The sequence below is a fragment of the Lactiplantibacillus sp. DA1 genome, from assembly GCF_032681335.1.
GTDB lineage: Bacteria > Bacillota > Bacilli > Lactobacillales > Lactobacillaceae > Lactiplantibacillus.
The window spans coordinates 113,835-133,770 of record NZ_JAWHTQ010000004.1; the positions used below are offsets into that span (position 1 = coordinate 113,835).

General features: G+C 44.9%; 15 protein-coding genes. 11 read left to right on the plus strand and 4 right to left on the minus strand.

What is annotated here, in order from left to right; translation table 11 throughout:
• Positions 1-148: 148 nt before the first annotated feature.
• The 6 genes from RXV91_RS07675 to RXV91_RS07700 all read left to right on the plus strand — a co-directional run bounded on the left by RXV91_RS07675 (position 149) and on the right by RXV91_RS07700 (position 9,055).
• Positions 149-2,278 carry a PBP1A family penicillin-binding protein gene (locus RXV91_RS07675; protein ID WP_316439390.1) on the plus strand — a complete coding sequence of 710 codons (2,130 nt, stop codon included), beginning with the start codon at positions 149-151 and terminating at the stop codon, positions 2,276-2,278.
• Positions 2,279-2,368: 90 nt separating this feature from the next.
• Positions 2,369-2,713: a YlbF family regulator gene (locus RXV91_RS07680; protein WP_003643106.1), complete on the plus strand. Its 345-nt coding sequence runs from the start codon at positions 2,369-2,371 to the stop codon at positions 2,711-2,713.
• Positions 2,714-2,782: 69 nt separating this feature from the next.
• A complete protein-coding gene (locus tag RXV91_RS07685; RefSeq protein ID WP_316439391.1) occupies positions 2,783-4,003 on the plus strand; it encodes a DNA repair exonuclease in 1,221 nt (406 codons plus the stop codon).
• Positions 3,993-6,470, plus strand: coding sequence for an AAA family ATPase (locus RXV91_RS07690; RefSeq protein WP_316439392.1), 2,478 nt, complete (start codon positions 3,993-3,995; stop codon positions 6,468-6,470). The genes RXV91_RS07685 and RXV91_RS07690 overlap by 11 nt, the downstream gene beginning before the upstream one ends.
• Positions 6,471-6,480: 10 nt before the next feature.
• On the plus strand, positions 6,481-7,461 hold the full coding sequence (locus RXV91_RS07695; protein WP_214417699.1) for a 3'-5' exoribonuclease YhaM family protein: 981 nt from the start codon (positions 6,481-6,483) through the stop codon (positions 7,459-7,461).
• Positions 7,462-7,825: 364 nt separating this feature from the next.
• The gene (locus RXV91_RS07700; protein ID WP_316439393.1) at positions 7,826-9,055 is read left to right on the plus strand and encodes a hypothetical protein; all 1,230 of its coding nucleotides are present in this window, start codon (positions 7,826-7,828) and stop codon (positions 9,053-9,055) included.
• Positions 9,056-9,487: 432 nt separating this feature from the next.
• Here RXV91_RS07700 and RXV91_RS07705 read toward each other — a convergent pair whose 3' ends face one another.
• Positions 9,488-10,435 carry a LysR family transcriptional regulator gene (locus RXV91_RS07705; RefSeq protein WP_316439394.1) on the minus strand — a complete coding sequence of 316 codons (948 nt, stop codon included), beginning with the start codon at positions 10,433-10,435 and terminating at the stop codon, positions 9,488-9,490.
• Positions 10,436-10,779: 344 nt separating this feature from the next.
• On the opposite strand from RXV91_RS07705, the gene RXV91_RS07710 reads away from it, so the two are divergent.
• From RXV91_RS07710 to RXV91_RS07720, 3 genes are all read left to right on the plus strand, one after another.
• Positions 10,780-11,394, plus strand: a complete 615-nt coding sequence (locus RXV91_RS07710; protein WP_316439395.1) for an NADPH-dependent FMN reductase — start codon at positions 10,780-10,782, stop codon at positions 11,392-11,394.
• A gap of 2 nt (positions 11,395-11,396) precedes the next feature.
• Positions 11,397-13,835 (plus strand): flavocytochrome c, encoded by a 2,439-nt coding sequence (locus RXV91_RS07715; RefSeq protein WP_316439396.1) that lies wholly within the window; start codon positions 11,397-11,399, stop codon positions 13,833-13,835.
• Between the two features lie 85 nt (positions 13,836-13,920).
• The gene (locus RXV91_RS07720; RefSeq protein ID WP_316439397.1) at positions 13,921-14,481 is read left to right on the plus strand and encodes a hypothetical protein; all 561 of its coding nucleotides are present in this window, start codon (positions 13,921-13,923) and stop codon (positions 14,479-14,481) included.
• Positions 14,482-14,551: 70 nt separating this feature from the next.
• Here the strand turns inward: RXV91_RS07720 and RXV91_RS07725 are convergent, their stop codons facing one another.
• The 3 genes from RXV91_RS07725 to RXV91_RS07735 form a co-directional block, all read right to left on the minus strand.
• Positions 14,552-14,992 (minus strand): nucleoside 2-deoxyribosyltransferase, encoded by a 441-nt coding sequence (locus RXV91_RS07725; RefSeq protein ID WP_316439398.1) that lies wholly within the window; start codon positions 14,990-14,992, stop codon positions 14,552-14,554.
• Between the two features lie 167 nt (positions 14,993-15,159).
• Entirely contained in the window at positions 15,160-16,536 is a 1,377-nt protein-coding gene (locus tag RXV91_RS07730) for a HAMP domain-containing sensor histidine kinase (RefSeq protein ID WP_316439399.1), read from the minus strand.
• On the minus strand, positions 16,529-17,221 hold the full coding sequence (locus RXV91_RS07735; protein WP_316439400.1) for a response regulator transcription factor: 693 nt from the start codon (positions 17,219-17,221) through the stop codon (positions 16,529-16,531). Before RXV91_RS07735 ends, RXV91_RS07730 begins: the two co-directional genes overlap by 8 nt.
• A 719-nt stretch (positions 17,222-17,940) precedes the next feature.
• Here RXV91_RS07735 and RXV91_RS07740 point away from each other — a divergent pair.
• Together RXV91_RS07740 and RXV91_RS07745 are read left to right on the plus strand one after the other, a co-directional pair.
• A complete protein-coding gene (locus tag RXV91_RS07740; RefSeq protein WP_316439401.1) occupies positions 17,941-18,606 on the plus strand; it encodes a phosphatase PAP2 family protein in 666 nt (221 codons plus the stop codon).
• A gap of 24 nt (positions 18,607-18,630) precedes the next feature.
• Complete coding sequence (locus RXV91_RS07745) at positions 18,631-19,575, plus strand: glycosyltransferase family 2 protein (RefSeq protein ID WP_316439402.1); 945 nt, start codon at positions 18,631-18,633, stop codon at positions 19,573-19,575.
• Positions 19,576-19,936 lie beyond the last annotated feature (361 nt).

Sequence of the window (19,936 nt, forward strand, 5' to 3'; positions counted from 1 at the left end):
TCTACAAAATGAGTTGCGTTTGATTGTTGAAGATTTTTTCAAGGTTGCGGTCAATTACTGAGCATCGGAAAATTTATGATACAATTGTAAAAGCTAACAAGTAACGCGGACGTTGTGACAGGTGCGTCGGCTGAACAAGGGGAAGATTATGCAAAAAAATGGTTTTTGGGCCACGATCAAAGACGGCTTACGAGTCATTGGCAATTGGTTAGCACCCTATTGGCAGCGATTCGCTGCCGTAGTTGGCTATCAATGGCATCGGCGACAAATCACACGGTGGCTAATTGTACTCGTCTTGACCGTCATCTTAATTGGGAGTGCCTATTTAACTTATGAAGCCAAGACGGCTAAAGTTGGTAATTTACAGGCGGAGCTAGAAAAGACAACTGAAATCTATGATAAGGACAATAAAAAGGCCGGTTCACTCTATTCACAAAAGGGAACCTATGTCCACTTGAGTAGTATTTCAAAAAACTTACAGAACGCGGTAATTTCGACTGAAGACCGTAATTTCTATAAGGAACATGGTTTCTCAGTCAAAGGAATCGGGCGGGCGTTTGTCCTGCTCGTTATCAATAAGATACTTGGTCGTGACTACATTAGTGGCGGTGGAAGTACGTTGACGCAACAATTGGTCAAAAACGCCTACCTAACACAACAACAGACCTTCTCGCGTAAGTTTCGGGAAATCTTTTTGGCGATTGAAACTGAAAATGTCTATTCTAAGGGCCAAATTTTAGCGATGTATTTGAATAACGCTTATTTCGGCCACGGGGTTTGGGGAGCTGAGGATGCGTCTGAACGGTATTTTGGCGTACACGCGTCAGAGTTATCCGTTGACCAGGCGGCGACCTTGGCCGGAATGCTGAGCTCGCCCAGCGGTTATGATCCAATCAATCATCCGAAAGCGTCTACGGCTCGTCGAAACGTTGTCTTGAATAACATGGTCGCTAATAATAAGCTATCCGAAAGCGAATATAAGCTTTATTCGCAAAAGGCGATGACGCTGACGAATAACTACCATTATGAAAGTGGTTATAATTATCCATATTATTTCGATGCGGTGATCAATGAAGCAATTAATAAGTATGGGCTAACGGAATCTGACATCATGAACCGAGGGTATAAAATTTATACTTCACTCGATCAAGATGATCAGACACAAATGCAAGATTCCTTTAAGAATAGTACGCTATTCCCAGCCAATGCGGATGATGGTACGAAGGTCCAGGGAGCCTCGATCGCTGTTGATCCGTCGACAGGTGGGGTCTTGGCCGTAGTCGGTGGCCGTGGCAAACACGTCTTTCGGGGCTTTAACCGTGCGACTCAGATCAAGCGGCAGCCGGGTTCGACTATCAAACCGTTGGCGGTATACACACCGGCATTACAGAATGGGTATACGTATGATTCGAACCTCTCTAATAAGAAGCAAACCTTTGGGGCTAATAAGTATGCGCCCAAAAACTATGATAATGTCTATAGTAAATCAGTCCCAATGTATACTGCACTATCTCAAAGTATGAACATTCCAGCGGTCTGGTTATTGAACAAAATTGGTGTTAATAAAGGGTATCAATCCGTGAAAAAGTTTGGCTTACCCGTTACCAAGTCGGATGATAACCTGGCACTTGCCTTAGGTGGTTTGACGACGGGGGTATCACCCGCTCAAATGACCAGTGCCTATACAGCATTTGCGAATGGTGGTAAGAAAACGACGGCCCACTTTATTACGAAAATTGTCGATGCTAGTGGCAATGTCGTTGTCGATAATACGAAGACTAAGACGAAGAAAATCATGTCCGCCAGCGTTGCTAAAGAAATGACCAGTATGATGCTTGGTACGTACAATAGTGGGACCGGAGCTGCGGCCAAGCCGTATGGATACTCGGTTGCTGGTAAGACTGGGAGTACGCAGGCTGATTACAGTACGGGTTCCGGAACGAAGGATCAGTGGATGATTGCTTATACCCCGGACATTGTGGTCACGACTTGGATCGGATTTGATACGACGAATAGTACTCATTATTTGAAGAGTTTATCTGAAAATCAACTTTCCTCGTTATTCAAGAATGAATTACAAAATATTTTGCCTAATACGAATAATACGAGCTTTGGGACGAAGGATGCCGCCACTTTGGCAACTGAATCTGATAGTAACGATTCGGATAGCTCAGACAGTGGCTCATCAGTTTGGGATAACGTTGAGAAGGGTGCTAACGCAGTCAAAGACAAGGCTAAAGATTGGTTCTCCAAGGCGAAGAGCTTCCTTGGCAACTAGTAAAGCTAGCTTCTGAACGTACTAATGCTATTCAAGTTCAGTTAAAAATGCTAAAATAATGACGACACATACTTCGAGGAGGAACTCACGATGGCCGTAAACATTTACGATACTGCAAATCAGTTAGAACAAGAATTACGTCAGACTAAAGAATTCAAGGAATTGAAGGTCGCCTATGACACGATGAAGACCAATGACAGTGCCTTTTCACTGTTTAAAGATTTTCAAGAAGTGCAGATGCAATTATCACAAAAGCAAATGAATGGCGAAGAATTGACGGATGACGAAGTTCAAAAAGCCCATGATTTAGCCGATAAGGTTGGTAACGTTGACGAAATTAAGTCGTTAATGGGTAAAGAACGTAACCTGAACCAATTGATGAATGATTTAAATCAAATTATCACTAAACCAGTTCAAGAATTATACCAGAACTAAGTAAATTAAAAGTCGAGGGGCAATGACGGAATCTGTTCCGTGATTGCCCCTTTTTGGGTGGAGGATGTTATGAAATTTCTACACGCGGCAGATTTACATTTAGATACACCGTTTCAAGGCTTAAGCGGTTTAACGCCAGCGTTAAGAGAACAATTAGTGACGGCACCATTAAGGGTACTCACGCGATTAGTTGATTTAGCGGTAGCTGAGCGGGTCGATTTTGTTTTGCTGGTTGGCGATTTGTTTGATCAGCAGGGTCAAAGTGTTCAGGCCCAAGCTGCACTGATGGCAGCGCTCGAACGATTAAATACGGTGGCAATTCCCGTAATCTTATCGTTTGGTAATCATGACTTTCAAGCTGATCTGGGACGGTGGCACTTCCCAGCTAACGTGCACGTGTTTGGTTCGCAGGTAACCACGGTCACATTAACGACGGCAGCGCAAGAACGTGTGGCTATCAGTGGTTTTAGTTATGCACAACGATGGGTGACGACTGATCCGATCGCTGATTATCCGAATAAGGCGGCTACCGTCGATTATGAAATTGGCACTTTACATGGTCAGATTGGTGTGGCTGGCGACCACTACGCCCCGTTCAACGTTAGTGAACTACTAACGAAGCATTATGATTATTGGGCGCTCGGACATATTCATCAGCGCCAAACGCTCAATTCGCAGCCACCAGTCGTGTATCCCGGCAACTTACAAGGCCGCCATCGCGGTGAAACTGGGGCCAAGGGTTGCCTGATTGTGGATAGTCAGGCCGATCAGACGTTACAACCGGTATTTCATTCTTTAACTGATATTGAATGGACAGACTGGACGCCGAATATCACTAGTCGGGAAACCATCACTCGTTCAGATCTAGTTCACCAGTTGGCAGATCAGCTAACATTGTCCATGAATACGGGCTTAAAATTAGTAACGATTACTTTGCCGGCGAGTCTCCGCTTGAATGCGACGGTAGAATTGGCTCTAAATCAAGGTGCCATCCTAGCCCAATTACAGGAACAAGCGGGCGAACATTGGTGGCCCGTGGCGATTGAACAAGCGACGACCACTGAAGTGACACCATTGTTTGGGATTAACGCGGCGACTTGGCAACAAGTTGGCGATAAGGTCGTGACTGATCAAGCAGTTGCCGAACTTGCGGGGAAGCTGTTGGACGAAGACTTTTTGAATACAGCCTTACTAGAAGATATGTCATCCGCTGCTTGGCAGCAACAAGTGGTGCGGCTCTTAAATGATCAGTATCACCTAACGATGGGGGTGAGCGACGATGCAGATTAAACGGCTTGAAATTGCGGGTTTTGGTAAGTTTCAACAACGCCAATTTGAGTTTGGTGACGGCCTACAAGTGATTTATGGGTTAAATGAAAGTGGCAAATCGACGTTGCGAGCTTTTATTCTTGGGATGTTATTTGGTTTTCCATCCCGTCGCTATCCGCTTGAGCGTCGTGAGCCACAAGGCACTAATCAGTATGGTGGCACGATGGACTTAATTGTTGACGAGACAAATTACCGGTTGACCCGTTTAGGTGATGAACCCGCTACCTTGATGAATGTGGGAACGCAGGCGATGCAGCCACTGACATTACTTGATAAGTGGTTGGCACCTTATGATCGTGATCAGTATTTACGATTATTTACGTTTAACCAAGCCGAACTGACGGAACTTAAAACATTACGAGCCAGTGATTTAAACGTACAGTTGCAACAAGTCGGGTTAGTGGGCAGTGCACCGTGGCGAGAAACGGCGGCAACGTTACGGGCGGATGCGGAGACGCTTTATAAACCGCGGGGACGTAAACCAACGTTAAATCAAGCCTTGCAACGTTACCGGTTGTTGACGACACAAGTCAAGACGGCCAAACAACGCTATCCAGAATATGAGGCGTTACAAAATCAATTGCTAGATTTGCAGGCACAGCAGATGAGTAGTCAACGTGATTTAACTAAGTTGGATCAACAACAACAGCGGCTGGCTAATTTACGTAATCAGTGGCCAGTTTATCAGCAGTTGCAACAATTGCAGGCAACTGTTGCAAACAGCACGTTGACAGTGCCAGTCATGACACAGTACCGACAGTTAATCCAAAAACGGACCGAATTACAACACACGTTGGCTAGCGCCCGCCAGCAACTCAGTCAGCAGCCAGTTGATACACAGTCCCAAGGGCTAGTTGGTTTTTACGTTCAACATCAGGAGCAGTTTGACCAATTAGAAGCACAGTTGCCCACGTTACAGCGGGACCTAGGTCGGTATCAAACGTTAGCCCAGCAGGGGACGACCCTCAAAGCTGATTTTCAGGCACAAAGTAATGCGCATCCTGAACTTTTAGGTTGCTTATCGCCGCACAAACAAGCAGCAATCGTCACTTTAAAACAAACCTTGGCAACGACGGCAAACACGCGCAGCCAACGACCAGCATCCATGAGTTCAACGCTTGATTGGCGACTAGTCGGTGGTGCGGTGGGAATCATAGCCGGACTGTTGTTACCGTTAGGCGGTTTTAAGTGGGGCCTAGTTTTAGTGGGAGCAGCCCTATTCGGTTGGTTTGGTCTGACACGCGGTCAGGCAAAGCCGGCCCAGGAAAGCAATCAATTATCGGAGCAGCTAGTCGCAGCTGGCTTAGCACCGGATTTAACCGCCAGTGAAGCCCTACAACAGTTGGAACTCGTGGCGGCGCTACAACGAGCACAAGCAGCGGTAACAACTGCTGACCAGTCGCTCGCAACGCAGGCGACCAAACTCTGGCAAATGATTCAAGCTTATCAGTTTGCGGCGGGGTGGATTCCCGTTGATCAGGATCATTTGACGACGAGTGTTACCCGCATTGCCCAATTCTATGAGCAAGTTCATCAAGTGATGCAAAAGCAAACTATGGCGGGCCCTGATTTTGCCTTTGTTCAGCGCCAAGTGCAGCAATTGACGACGCAAGTTCGGGACCTAAGTGAACAGTTGCAGACGCTAGCGACAACGAATGGTTTAGCGGATGTGGCGGCGCTAACACAGGCTGTTAGTGATTCTGAAACACAAATAGCGAATGCTACGAGTGCGGAACAGTTGCAGCGTCAACTTAGCACAGCTGAGTTGACGGCGTTGAAGCAGTATGCAACGCTGGAAACACTGCAAGCAGCGATTGCCGAATTGCGCCAGCAACGCAGCCAAGCAGCTCAGCGGCTCACTCAATTAGCGGCGGATATTGTCACGGCGCAAACGCAGCTTCAACGATTAACGGCTGATGGCCAGTATGCGACTTTGCGTCAACAACAGGCAGATTTGCAAACGGAAATCACAGTTATGGCGCGCCAGTGGGTGACTCGGCAGCTGGGTGCGAACTGGATTGATATGGCGCTGCAGGCATTGACGCAACAGCAGTTACCGACTGTTTTAGCCGCGGCAACCACGATTTTCGCGCAATTAACGGCACAGCGGTATAATAAGATTGATTTAGACGGTGATGAAATGGTTGTGAAGACGACGACCACGCAGTTCATGGTTGCTGAGCTTTCCACGGCAACTAAGGAACAATTATACTTAGCTTTGCGATTGGCGTTAATCAATCATTTGGGTGCCGAAGCGCAATTACCATTAATGATTGATGATGGTTTAGTAAACTTTGATGATCAACGTAAACAGGCCACTTGGCAAGTCTTAACTCAGGTTGCACGTCACCACCAAGTACTCTATTTTACAAATGAGACAGCAGCACTGACCCAACTGAAGACAGCGACTGTACAGCAGTTAACCTAGGGGGGATAATATGGCAAAGAAATTATTTGATTATCAACTGGATGAAACCGTGGATGGGTATTTTTTGTTGAAAGATTCGGAAGTTCGCATCGCCAAGAACGGCAAGAAGTTTTTAGCTATTAATTTTCAGGATACTTCCGGCGAGATTTCCGGCAAGTTTTGGGATGCAAGCGACACAGATGTCGAAAACTTTCAGGCTGGTCGGGTCGTTCATCTGAAAGGTAAACGCGAAAACTATCAGGGTAATCCGCAAATCAAGATTCAACAAATGCGGCTCACTCATAGTGGCGAACCGCAAGAAGTGCAACAGTTTGTGGAACACGCACCACTAAAGACCGACACGATGGCAGACGAGATCAATCAGTTTGTCTTTGAAATTACTGAACCTAATTGGAATCGGATCGTTCGCCACATGTTAACGACATTTCATGACCGGTTCTTTAGCTATCCCGCGGCGAAAAAAAATCACCACGCGTTTGCCGGTGGCTTGGCTTATCACACGTTATCAATTTTGCGCTTAGCCAAGGCGGTTGCCGATCAGTATTCCCACGTTAACCGAGCCCTACTATACGCCGGCGCGATTCTGCACGATATGGGTAAGACGATTGAAATGTCGGGGCCGGTCTCAACGACTTATACGTTGGCAGGGAACTTGGTCGGTCACATTGTCCTGATCGATGAACAAATCGTGGAAACTTGTCAACAGTTGAAAATTGACGAGCAGTCGGAATCGGTTTTAGTCTTGCGGCATACGATTCTTGCGCACCATGGTTTGTTAGAATATGGGTCACCCGTTCGGCCCCATATTATGGAGGCTGAAATCTTACATGACCTGGACGAGTTGGACGCGTCAATTCAAATGATGCAAACTTCACTTGGCCACGCCGAACCGGGCACGTATACGGAGCGAATCTTTGCTATGGATGGTCGTAACTTTTACCGGCCAACTGGTGATCAAACGAAGGGCGAATTGCCAGACGAACAAAACTAACTTAATCGTCATCGCTGACGGGCAACCGTTGATGGGGATCACGGTTGTCTAAATTGATACGGTGTTTGAAAGAACTGTTGAAATCAATGATTTTAACAGTTTTTTTGTGACCTTTATTTTTGATGACGGATTCCATTGGGATGGGTGAGACGTTGCACCATTAATTAGCGTGGGCCGTCATTAAAGATTAAATAAAAATTTTAATTGCAATTAATATCCTGACATGATAAGTTACTACGAGTGATTAGTTGTTATCGTTGACCATTGCATACGTGTCGAATTAGGGCACGTTGAGCGGTATTGGCGTGCACGATGCGCGTAATCTAGCGGCCAGACTGATTGATTAAACGATAATCCGGCAACTGTGGCACGTGACGGGACCGTCACAGAGACAAATGATTTAAAATTGCACGCATTAGGGGAGATTATCGGGATGAACGAACACGAAGCATATGTAACGACATTTTATTGGCTCGCGGATTGTTGGTTGGAAACTAGCTATCTGGGACTTGAGGATGAATTTGACGACGATGAAATCGATGACGCCGTCAAGTCACTACTAAATCGAATGCAAGCCGGGGCAATTTATGAGGTAACGGCGGATGATACAATGTGGCAAGCATGGAAGCGGGCAGTTAGGGCCGTACTTACGCCCAATGATCATGCTGAACATGAAGCTGATGAGACCGACGGAGACGACGAATTAGTGCTGCCAGCTGGGGTACGACCAGAACGTCAATTAGAAGAAGTTCAAGCCTATGCAGCGATGAACGCGTTTTTGCAGGCACAAGATCAGGAATATCTGCAAGAAATTGGTAAACGGGCGGCCACTCAGGTCAGTGGTGCCGGGTGGCAAGTGTGGCGTGCACATCGTCAGAGTATGCATCCGGAGTCTGCCACCCCGCTGACGTTGACTGCTGAACAATTACCAGCCGTGATGTGGGCCTTTTTCGATAAGTATCAGGATACTGAGGACTCTTTTGAGATTTTTGAATTGGTTAACCAACTTGAACAGTGGCAAAAAAGTGCTGATCGAGATTTGGACGCGCAATGGTCACAGCTTGTGGTGAAAAGCCAGATTGATCCGGCCGCAATTACGCCCATGCAGGGCTTGTCGTTAGCTATTGAGTTCTTCAATCAGCTTGAGTGGGACGGTGATTTGACTGCCAAGGCAACTTTGCAGAATAAATTGATGCAACGCACGCTCGATGATACGCTCAATGATGAGACGACAGCCAACTGGGCGGATGCCTGGCAACACTGGGATTTAGCAGATCCGTTGACAACTGAACAGTGGGCTCGACGGTTTGATCCGGCGGACGACTATGAAGAAGAGAGCGAAGAAGATGATGCGGCTCGGCCAGCTTGGAAACTTGGTGCGAGTTATAGTACTGTTTTGATTGCAATGCGCTTAGTCGCTTACGGTGTGCTGCGGCCTGAGAGTGTACCTGGTATGGCAACTGTGAAGATGGCAAACCGCGCGCTGGCAGCCACCGTCAGTATTAGTATCGTGTTAGTTGCTTGGTTGGTCACAGCTATTCTGATTACAATTGTGATTTGGGGATGGCGGTGGCTGCGTAAGTTGATTTTTTAGTTCAGTTGAGTCGTTAGCTGTATGATGAGGTCGATATTCGTTGTATTGGTCAGACGGATGTAACGTTCGACCTGGTGAAGATTGGCGATGGTAAATGAATACGGATTTGTGGCATAAAGAATCTGATTCAGTTGAGCCAGTGACGTAATTTGATGGTCATGAATAGTCGGATGCAAAAAGACTAAATGCTAGGACTAGGAGAGCTAGGGACAACCGTCCGTAGTGGTATTTATTCGTCATTATGACAAGCCTTTCTTGCTTTTTCGTAATTAAGTTGGTACTTATCGGATACCGAAGTGCAATCGCAACACTGATATTTCACAACCAAAAGAGTATCATAACCGATAATTCTTTGAAATAATGGTTCACTGAAAAAATGCCCATCTACTTAGTCGTTCGCTTTAAGGTGACCAAGTAGATGGGCGTTTTTTGTTATGAAATCGTTGATGATTGTGCCAGATCGGCTTCTAACTGGGTTAAGAAGATCGTTACCAAGTCCTTTTCCACCTTATTCAGTGAATGCTCGGCTGGAAACGCAATGAAGTAATTCAGCGACATTAGCGCTTGGGGCAGGGGTAAGATGTTATAACGCTCCGGATCAGGTGGCGTATGGACACTGTCTGGTAAAAAGGTAACACCCAGTCCAGCGGTGGCGAGTTTGGTGATGGTGGCGGTATTCGTGCTCTCAATCACGATATTCGGTGTCACGTTGTGCTTTTGTAATAAGTAGTCAACTTGGCGTCGAATCGATGACCCGTGGGGAGACAAGACTAGAGGCGCTTGTAGCAGGTCGTTAAGGGGCAGCGCTCCCGGATTAATGAAGGCCTGATGGGGTTGATACCAGTTGACGGTGTTCGGGATAATCGCGTAGTACCCGTCCCGACCGCGGTCATAACTTTCAAGCCCCGGCGCGATGGTTTCCGGATTTTGACCAATTAAGAAGTCCAGCTCACCGTGGAGCACGCGCTGTTCGTTGCGACTAGCGATATCTTCGGTTAATTCGATCTTAGTGGCCGGGTGGGCTTTCAAAAAAGCAGGTAAGAATAGGGGCAATAAGTAATAGCCGAGGCTAGATAAGACGCCCAGCCGAATTACTTGCTGGTTGGCATGTGTGTATTGTCTAATTTGCTTATTAAAGTAATCCTTCTCGTTTTCGAGCGCCGTCAAATATTGATAATAAGTCCGCCCAGCCGTGGTCAGTCGCAGTGGCGTGACTTCACGATTGATGATGGTGACGCCCAATTCTTTTTCAACATTACGGATGCTTTGGGTGAGGTAAGGTTGTGAAATGTAGAGATCTTTAGCCGCCCGGGTAAAATTGCCGTGCTTGAGCAACACATCTAAAAACCGTCGCATTTCGCTGGAATCTGATTTTGGCATAAAGCGCCTTCCTCTCGCATTGTGATTAGGTGAGTATTCGTTTGATTGCTGATTTGGTCATGTTGAGTTAGTTGCCTAGCCATAAGGAGGTTCAAAACGTGTTCAGCAAGTTCTGTCAACGTCCTGACGATAGTAGCTAAATAAGCATTATGACTAATCATTTTAACATGCTTAATTTTAACGCGAATCATCGACATAGTAAATTTGTTATCGGAATATAGATAAATAAATATTTCACAAGTAGAACGCTTTCACGTACACTAATCAGTATTAAGAGTGGTCAATCATTCAGTAGCTACTCGTCGAAAACGACTGTTTAAATCATCCTGAAAGGATCTGAAATTATGAAATTTGTTGGGATTGTTGGGACGAATGCAACTAAATCGACCAACCGGCAGTTACTGCAATATATGCAACAGCATTTTCAGCAACAAGCCACGATTGAAATTTGTGAAATAAAAGATTTACCGGCTTTTAATGAACCGGAAGACCGAACGGCACCAGCGGCGATTCAACAGCTCAGTGATAAGATCAACGCAGCAGATGGCGTGATCTTTGCCACGCCGGAGTATGATCATTCAATTCCAGCCGTACTGAAAAGCACGATCGAATGGCTGTCATATACCACGCGGCCGTTAATTAATAAACCAGTGATGATTGTTGGGGCCTCTAACGGCTCACTGGGAACCTCACGCGCTCAAGCGCACTTACGTCAGATTTTAGAGGCACCGGAATTAAAAGCACTGGTGATGCCAAATATTGAATACTTACTAGGCCGTTCACTACAAGCTTTTGATGATCAGGGCGACCTGACCTATCCGGATAAAGTTCAGGAATTAGACAATGCGTTTGGCGAATTTGTTGATTTTGTGGATTTAACGAATAAGATCATGCCGTCGAGTCAGTTTTTCGAAAAGAGTAAGCAGTTCTCGTGGCGGCAAGTGACTGGGGAGGAATAAACATGAAATTTGTTGGAATTGTTGGGACGAATGCTCAGCATTCGTATAATCGGATGTTGCTGGAATTTATGCAACGACATTTTGCGGCGCAGGCCGAAATCGAAATCTTAGAATTGACTGATGTCCCAATGTTTGATGAATCGAACGATCAAACTGACAGTACCATCATTCAAAACTTTGCCACCAAAATTGCGGCCGCTGACGGGGTTATCATTGCCTCACCGGAACACAATCATTCCGTACCATCTGCATTGAAAAGCATTATTGAGTGGTTATCATTCAAAATTCACCCATTAGATGGTCAAGCGGTGATGATTGTTGGCGCTTCATACAGCGTTCAAGGCTCATCGCGCGCGCAACTACATCTGCGCCAAATTTTGGATGCTCCCGGCGTTAACGCCAGTGTTATGCCTGGTTCGGAATTCTTATTAGGTCGGGCTCAAACGGCTTTTGATGATCAGGGTAACTTAAAGGTTCAGGGTACTGTCGATTTCCTTGATAGTTGTTTTGCAAAATTTCAGAAATTTGCAACTATTGTGGCCGAGATGCGCGCACCAGAAGCCTTGAGCTTTGCCCCTGGAACGTATCAAGTAACGGCCACTGGTCATAATGGTGAATTGCCAATGCGGGTGACCCTCTCCGCTGACCGGATTGAAAATATCGAAATTGATACCAGTAGTGAAACGCAGGGGATTGCCGATGTTGCCTTTGAACGCATTCCTAAGGAAATTATCGCGGGGCAAACGCTAGCTGTTGATGCGATTTCTGGGGCATCAATTACTAGTCATGGGGTTATCGACGGGGTCGCCCGTGCGGTTAAAGAAGCTGGCGCCAATCCCGATGATTTGAAGAAACGGCGTGCGACTAAGCAAACAGTCCAATCAGCGGTCAAAGAAGTGACGACTGATGTTATAGTGGTCGGTGCTGGTGGGGCTGGTTTGACGGCAGCGGCCAAAGTGTTACAGGCTGGTCATCAAACCGTTGTCCTAGAAAAATTTCCAGCTGTCGGTGGTAATACCGTTCGTGCTGGTGGGCCGATGAATGCGGCTGATCCAGACTGGCAACGGCAGTTTGCAGCTTTGCCAGGTGAAAAGCAAACGTTGAAGGATCTGAGTGAGCGTGATGAAAGGACGATTGCACCTGAATATCGGGCTGATTTCCGTAAATTGAAACAGCAGATTGAAGCATACTTGACTGCCAACACCGATCAAAAGGGCACCTTATTTGATTCAACCTTGTTACATCGGATTCAAACTTATTTAGGTGGTCAACGGACTGATTTGAATGGTCAAGAGATTTACGGTCAGTATGATTTGGTAAAAGAATTGACGGATAACGCCCTGGACTCAGTCAAGTGGTTACAATCGATTGGTGTGAAATTTGATGAAAGTCAAGTGACAATGCCAGTTGGAGCCATCTGGCGGCGCGGGCATAAGCCAATGGGCGATTTAGGTTTTGCTTACATTAAGACTTTACGAGCCTTTGTTGAACAACAGGGTGGTACGATTATGATGGAAACGCCGGTGCAAGAATTACTGGTGACGGATGGGCAAGTTCGTGGCGTCATTGCGACTAATGCGGCTCATGAGAAAGTTATTGTCCATGCTGATGCGGTGATTTTAGCTTCTGGTGGTTTCGCGGCGAATACTAAAATGTTACAAAAGTACAATACGTACTGGACGGCCATCGACGATGATGTCAAGACGACTAATTCACCCGCAATGACTGGTGATGGAATTCGGCTAGGAACTAGTGTTGGTGCAGCATTAGTTGGGATGGGCTTCTCACAAATGATGCCGGTATCTGATCCGGAGACCGGCGAATTATTCAGTGGGCTCCAAGTGCCACCGGCTAACTTTGTGATGGTAAACCAGCAAGGAAAACGGTTCGTCAATGAGTACGGCAGTCGTGATGAGTTAACTCAGGCGGCCATTGATAATGGGAGTCTCTTCTATCTAATTGCCGATAATGAAATCAAAAAGACGGCTTACAACACGACACAAGCTAAAATTGACCAGCAGGTGGCGAATGGGACCTTATTCCGTGCTGATACGTTGACCGATTTAGCGCTACAAATTGGCATGGACCCGGCGGCCTTAACAAAGACGATTGCGGACTACAATCGTTATGTTGATGCCGGCGAGGATCCTGAATTCCATAAGACGGCCTTTGATTTGAAAGTTGCCGTGGCACCATTTTACGCAACGCCGCGTAAACCAGCAACCCACCACACGATGGGGGGCTTGAAGATTGATCCGGATGCTCACGTTTTAAATACGGACGGTCAGATTATCGACGGTCTATACGCGGCGGGGGAAGTAGCTGGCGGAATTCATGCGGGTAACCGGCTAGGTGGTAACTCGCTTAGTGATATCTTTACGTTTGGTCGAATCGCGGCTGCTCAGGCCGTTGCTGAGCACGTGGATTCAGTGACGGTCTAAGGCGATTATTAAGTCGCTACGTTGGTTGAGTCGTTAGTGTATAATCGACCGTAGAGAGAAGCAGATCAACAAGGGAGATCATCACATGCAAAGACCAATGCCAGTTGCAGTGACGAACATTGCAGAAAATATTACGCACCAACCAGCTTATATGACGATTGTTTTAAATGATCACAAGTATTCGACCGCGCGCAAAAAGACGCCGTTTATCTTGAAAGCGTTGAATGAGGGCGCGGCTGCTCATGGGCGTTTGACGATCACGCCTAGTCGGCTGAGTTTGGCCGATGAGCGCGGCACAGTCTTTCAAACCTTGGCGCCAATACCCACAGTCATCACGGACGTCGAGCTGGGATTGTATCGCTCAATCGTGCGGCAACTTGGTAATGGCGTACGAATGAAGGCCCGTTACACATTGGCGGTGACGTTGACCAGCGATACCGCTACTTATCAGATGTTAAATACTGATTTGTCAGTGTTGAAACCGCTGTTGGCTTGGATCACCGACTTTCATCTTCACTTAACCGATTCGTTACAATTGGCAACCAGTGACATCGACTGGCCCAATTTGACGGCTGATCAATTTGAAGCATTGACAAAGGGCACCTCGTACTTTGCTTGGCAACAGACGATTGGGGCCCGCTGGTAAGCAAAGTTAAGAACTACAAAATATGAAGCCAGACTTTCGATAGTAGTCGAAAGTCTGGCTTCGTTTTTTATTATAAAATTTCACCGACAAAGTCGCCTTGGGGCAATTGTTGGAAGTCGTAAGTTTCAAAATCACTCACTTGTTTGGTATACCAGTGTAAACTTTCGGTAATCATCAGGTTGACGGCCTCATCTTTTTCTTGCAAGGCGATGATGGGCAAGTCGCGCATGGTGGCCACACCTAGCTCGTAGGCGGTACCAGAATCTAAGTTTTTGGCTTCAAAGTCTAAGACAGTCACGATGACTTGCGCGGCTGCGATTTGGGCCATGTCACGGTGAAAAATTTCGGTCGCCCAAGTCTTGGTAAACTGTTCGGCCTGCGCATCTTGGTGCAAGCGGGGAGAGTAAAAATCAGTAACAGTTGGGTTTTGAACGAGGGCTTCTTCTAATTGTTTGACCCGAGTGACTTGTTCCGGACTAAAAAAGGGACTAGCAATATAAATTTGTGCCATGTGCATTCTCCTCATTGTAAATCATAAAATAATCGATTAGTTGGTTCGTAAAAGTGACCGTTATTTTATTTTAAAGATTATTTGAGCAACCGTCAATTTACTTTTCCAGGGAGCGTGTCATAACTGGTATCTTTATTAGGCCTATCAACTGGTTGTAAGTGATGTTTTTATGCTGGTGACTTGAGTTGTCGTGCTAAATGAATCGTAAAAATCGTACCATGGGGCTGGTTGTCACTAACGCTAATTTGGGCTTGGTTAAGTTCAGTGAGCCGGGCAACGATTGCTAGACCCAAGCCGGTTCCAGGAATTGCTTGTGAGCGTGCTTGATCAACGCGATAAAAGCGTTCAAAAACGTGATTTTTATCCACATCACTGATACCAATGCCTTGATCAGCGATAGTAATCGTCGGTTGGTCGTTTTGTTCTAAAACAGTTACTTGAATTGTGCCACTTTGCGGTGAGTACTTACTAGCATTACTGAGTAAGGCAATTAAAATCTGTTGTAAATTGGCACTATTGAAGTAGGCGCTCGTTGGAGTCAATGCCATGTCGATGGTTTGTGGCAAGCTTGTTTCATAATTAGTAACCGTTTCACGGATAACTGTGTCAACGCTTTGATAACTTAGGGTCGCCTCGGCATGATCCATGCGAGATAGTTGTAATAGATTTTCAACAAGCCCCTGCATTCGAGCCGATTCGTGATCAATGAATTCTAATGATCGGGAAATAATTTCTGGGTGTTGTTCTCCACGTCGATTAATCAAACTAATATGTCCCCGAATGGCTGTAAGGGGGGTTCGTAACTCGTGTGATGCGTCTGCTACAAATTGGTGATCACGTAAGACTTGTTCATTGAGTGATTGTAACAATTGATTGATCTCAACACCGAGATCATGAACCTCTGCTGGTTCGATAGGAACGGGCAATGCCTCATGATAGGAGACGTTTTCAGTATGATTAATTTGGGCGGCAGCGTGGGTCAGCGCTGCTAACGGTCGGTTGAGTCGGTGAGCCAGCCAGGCGGTAATCAGATAGCCCAGAATACTACCAGTAATAATAACCAGTAATAAGTCTTCTAATATCAAACGAAAAATATGAATGACGTCGTGAAGACTTGTCCAGGTCTCATAGTAAATATGACGACTTTCAGCTCCAGAACGGTAAAAGAAACCAAAGCCATCACGGTAACGAATATTCCTGAAGCCGGGAGCCTGCCATTCTTTGGCATCTAAGAATTTGCGTGTATTCGGTGAATAGAAGATTTGATGTTTTTGATTGGGAATTTTAGTACTGACTTTAACGTAAGTATCTTTAGTATCAATTGGACTATTCATTTTCCATTGGTGCCAGTCGGGTGCATCATCAATAAACGAACGTTTTAAACTGGATATGAGAATTTCAGCATCATTCATCCGATTTTTAGTTAAACGGTAACCGACGACACCCGCAATTGAAATACCTGTCAAGAGAATAATCAGTAAAATCATGCCGCTAAATGTTCGGGTAATCTGGGCAGCATTGGAATGACCGCTAAAATTACGCATGAGCATCATCTCGCAGACAGTAGCCAACTCCGCGGACAGTATGAATCAATTTTCGGCGGGCGTCTGTATCAACTTTATGACATAAATAGCGAATATAGACATCGACGATATTGGGTTGACCTTCAAAATTAACGCCCCAAACTTGGTCTAACAATTCATCACGGGTAAACGTAGTGGGTGCATTTTTAATCAACGTTAGTAAGAGTTCATATTCACGCTGAGTGAGTTGAACGAGTTGGTGGTTACGTTTAACTTGGCGGGACTTAGTATTTAACTCTAAATCGGCAAATTTGTATACAGCCTGTAAGTTTTGTTGTTGGTCAGCGTGCCGTAAAACAACGCGTACTCGGGCAAGCAATTCTTCAGTATCAAAGGGCTTCGTAATGTAATCATCGGCACCACCGTCCAAACCGGCAACTTTATCGCTGACGTAATCTCGGGCAGTCATCATAATGACCGGAATTGTATCATGTTTGCGTATGCGCCGGAGTACTTCCAAACCATCCATTTTAGGTAGCATCCAATCTAAAATAATTAAATCGAGCTCATCTTGGTTTTGCTGATAGATCGCAAAAGCTGCTTGTCCATCCATGGCAGTTAGGACGGTGTAGCCTTCAAAGGCCAGTTCTTGTTGTAGAAAGTCAATGACACTCGCTTCATCATCAACCAATAAAATTTTTGGCATATAAAGGGCTCCTTGAAATGATGTATTTTATAAATTCATTGTTTTATTAATGTTCAATCTTTAGTATAAGCAATTTTGTGAAAAAATGGACCTTAGTGAACCTGAAAGCCTTCTGAAAGTTTCTCAGAATAGTTGTCAGATGATTAATGAGAAAAACTAAGAAAGTTCTGATTTGCTAGTACTTTTTCGAGCATCGTTGACTGTGTACAATTTGAACTAATGAAGATTGGGGTGATTAACATATTAACTTTTATTAGTCAGTTGGCGATTCTTGCAACAACTAACATTGTCAAGTTAGGCCTGGTAGTTGGATGGGTTATTCTAGTTATCTCGGGATGCGGTTACTTAGCATTAATAGTGCACTACAAACGACCACATTAAGGTCGGCAGTTCAGCAATGAGCACTGTAAGCAATGCTCGATTTCTAGACCAATTTCTGAGGAAAATCCAAGGTAGCTTCATTTCAGTTGGGGATCGTTTGTCAAAAGTATTATAAGGTCGCGTCAATTAATTGATGATGAGTTGGCTGCTTATCATACGATAACCATAATCTGGTGCCAAATAAATTAGGTTGGGCATTTAGTTTAATGGCGGATAATGATTTGGCCGTCAAAGCGTTAAACCAGTTAGGAAGATTGACCGATTTTTAGTAAGAAAAAATGAGCTTTAAATCAAAATAGACATTAATGTTTATATTTAATATAAGAGGAGTGAAGAATGTGTTAGCGCGAAATAAGAATGAAACCATAATTGCTTGGTCCTATTGGGGTGCTTTTGGTTTCTTGGCAATTTTAGTAGGATTAAATGCGGCTGTCATTCAAAATATAGATAACGCTATTTTTCATAGTTGGGTGTGCACAGATACGTCAAGTTTAACGCGTGTTTTTAAAATAGTCGCATTAATGGCTAGTCCAGCAGTCTCAGTAGTAATCATTGTCATATTCAGTGGTTGGTTATATCTGAGTCATCATCGTACCTTAGGTTTATTAGCCCTCAGCACATTGCTTGGCGGTGATGTGTTAGCGTTAGGGCTCAAATGTTTAGTTCATCGGCCACGACCAGCCCAACCACTAGTGATAGATAGTGGTTATAGTTTCCCAAGTGGACATGTATTTGGCACTATCTTGTTAGTAACGATTTTATTAGCGATTGGGTTGCAATTCGTAACCTCAAATTTTAAACGAATTAGTCTGATTGGATTGGGTATAGTTTGGATACTAATTGTGATGATTTCACGCGTCTATCTACGAGATCACTATGCTTCAGACACAATTGGTAGTTGGTTATTAGCAAGTGGTTGCTGGTATCAAGCAAAGGCGTGGTATGGCCGGTGGCATGTTTACGTACAAGATTATTTGATGCGGTTATCCCAGTGGCATCATTGAGGTATATAAAGGAGTATCCAGTAAATGAAAAAGATTTCAATTATTGTTCCCTGTTATAATGAACAAACAACGATCCCCTTATTTTACAAGGCTGTTCAGCAAGTTTATCTAACCAAAATTCAGCCGCTTTGGCCCCAGTACCAGTTAGAATATTGGTTCATTGACGATGGTGCAACGGACGAAACATTAATGACATTACAACAACTCGTTCATGAAGATTCAGACCATGTTCATTACGTCTCGTTTTCGCGGAACTTCGGTAAGAAAGCCGCACTATATGCTGGTTTGCAACACGCTACGGGCGATCTAGTGGTCGTTATGGATGTTGATTTACAAGATCCACCAGCATTGTTACCGCAGATGATGAGTGGCGTGTTAACGGAACAGTATGATGTTATTGGCACTAAACGACTAAATCGTCAGGGCGAGCCCCTAATCCGTTCGTTGTGTTCACGGTTGTTTTACTGGTTTATCAACCAAATTTCAACGACTAAGATTGAACAAGGCGCTCGAGATTACCGCATGATGACGCGACAGGTTGTGGATGCAGTACTAGATATGCCAGAGTATAATCGCTTTTCAAAAGGTTTGTTCAGTTGGATTGGATTTCGGACGAAGTATTTAAGTTATGAAAATCAGGAACGTGTGGCCGGCGCGACTCACTGGTCATTTTGGAATTTGATCAATTATTCAATTGACGGCGTAATTGATTTTTCAGATAAGCCGCTAGTCATGGCATCGTTGTTAGGTATCGTTTCATTTATAATAGCTATTAGTGCATTAGTTTTTATTGTGGGGCGTGCCTGGTTATTTGGTGATCGAACCGGTGGCTGGCCGTCATTAGTCGCAATTATTTTGATGCTAGGAGGCTTGCAACTCTTCTGCCTAGGGATTGTTGGTAAATATATTAGTAAAAGCTATTTGGAATCAAAAAGGCGGCCAATTTATATTAGTAAGGATGAACGGTAATTTAATGGCCAATTGTATAGGCGAGAATCATGTTTTTGAAAATTAATTATAGCAATTTAATTCAGAACAATTGAATGCGTTCTCGGATGATGAAATTCGAAAATGACGTTTGATTGTTTTTACTTGTTGATGTGTTGATGAATATCTCGGGTCTATTATTGTCTAGTCGAAGTTTCAGTTTGTTGTAATCAGTACGAAGATTGTTGAGCTAGCGGTCCATTTGGATGAATTGTATGCCGAATGAGGTTGACGCAGCCGCCAAAATTAGGACTGGATTTATAGTTGTCAATAGATGTTTTGCTGTGAGGACAGGCAATTGAATTTTGTGGGTTTGTCATCGGGTTCAAGAATAATCGGTGGG

Excerpts from the sequence above, each read along its gene's own strand:
- RXV91_RS07720 (WP_316439397.1), top strand. The coding sequence starts at position 13,921 with ATGCAAAGACCAATGCCAGTTGCAGTGACGAACATTGCAGAAAATATT.
- RXV91_RS07675 (WP_316439390.1), top strand. The coding sequence starts at position 149 with ATGCAAAAAAATGGTTTTTGGGCCACGATCAAAGACGGCTTACGAGTC.
- RXV91_RS07730 (WP_316439399.1), bottom strand. The coding sequence starts at position 16,536 with ATGCGTAATTTTAGCGGTCATTCCAATGCTGCCCAGATTACCCGAACA.
- RXV91_RS07695 (WP_214417699.1), top strand. The coding sequence starts at position 6,481 with ATGGCAAAGAAATTATTTGATTATCAACTGGATGAAACCGTGGATGGG.
- RXV91_RS07705 (WP_316439394.1), bottom strand. The coding sequence starts at position 10,435 with ATGCCAAAATCAGATTCCAGCGAAATGCGACGGTTTTTAGATGTGTTG.
- RXV91_RS07725 (WP_316439398.1), bottom strand. The coding sequence starts at position 14,992 with ATGGCACAAATTTATATTGCTAGTCCCTTTTTTAGTCCGGAACAAGTC.
- RXV91_RS07685 (WP_316439391.1), top strand. The coding sequence starts at position 2,783 with ATGAAATTTCTACACGCGGCAGATTTACATTTAGATACACCGTTTCAA.
- RXV91_RS07690 (WP_316439392.1), top strand. The coding sequence starts at position 3,993 with ATGCAGATTAAACGGCTTGAAATTGCGGGTTTTGGTAAGTTTCAACAA.
- RXV91_RS07745 (WP_316439402.1), top strand. The coding sequence starts at position 18,631 with ATGAAAAAGATTTCAATTATTGTTCCCTGTTATAATGAACAAACAACG.
- RXV91_RS07715 (WP_316439396.1), top strand. The coding sequence starts at position 11,397 with ATGAAATTTGTTGGAATTGTTGGGACGAATGCTCAGCATTCGTATAAT.
- RXV91_RS07680 (WP_003643106.1), top strand. The coding sequence starts at position 2,369 with ATGGCCGTAAACATTTACGATACTGCAAATCAGTTAGAACAAGAATTA.
- RXV91_RS07710 (WP_316439395.1), top strand. The coding sequence starts at position 10,780 with ATGAAATTTGTTGGGATTGTTGGGACGAATGCAACTAAATCGACCAAC.
- RXV91_RS07735 (WP_316439400.1), bottom strand. The coding sequence starts at position 17,221 with ATGCCAAAAATTTTATTGGTTGATGATGAAGCGAGTGTCATTGACTTT.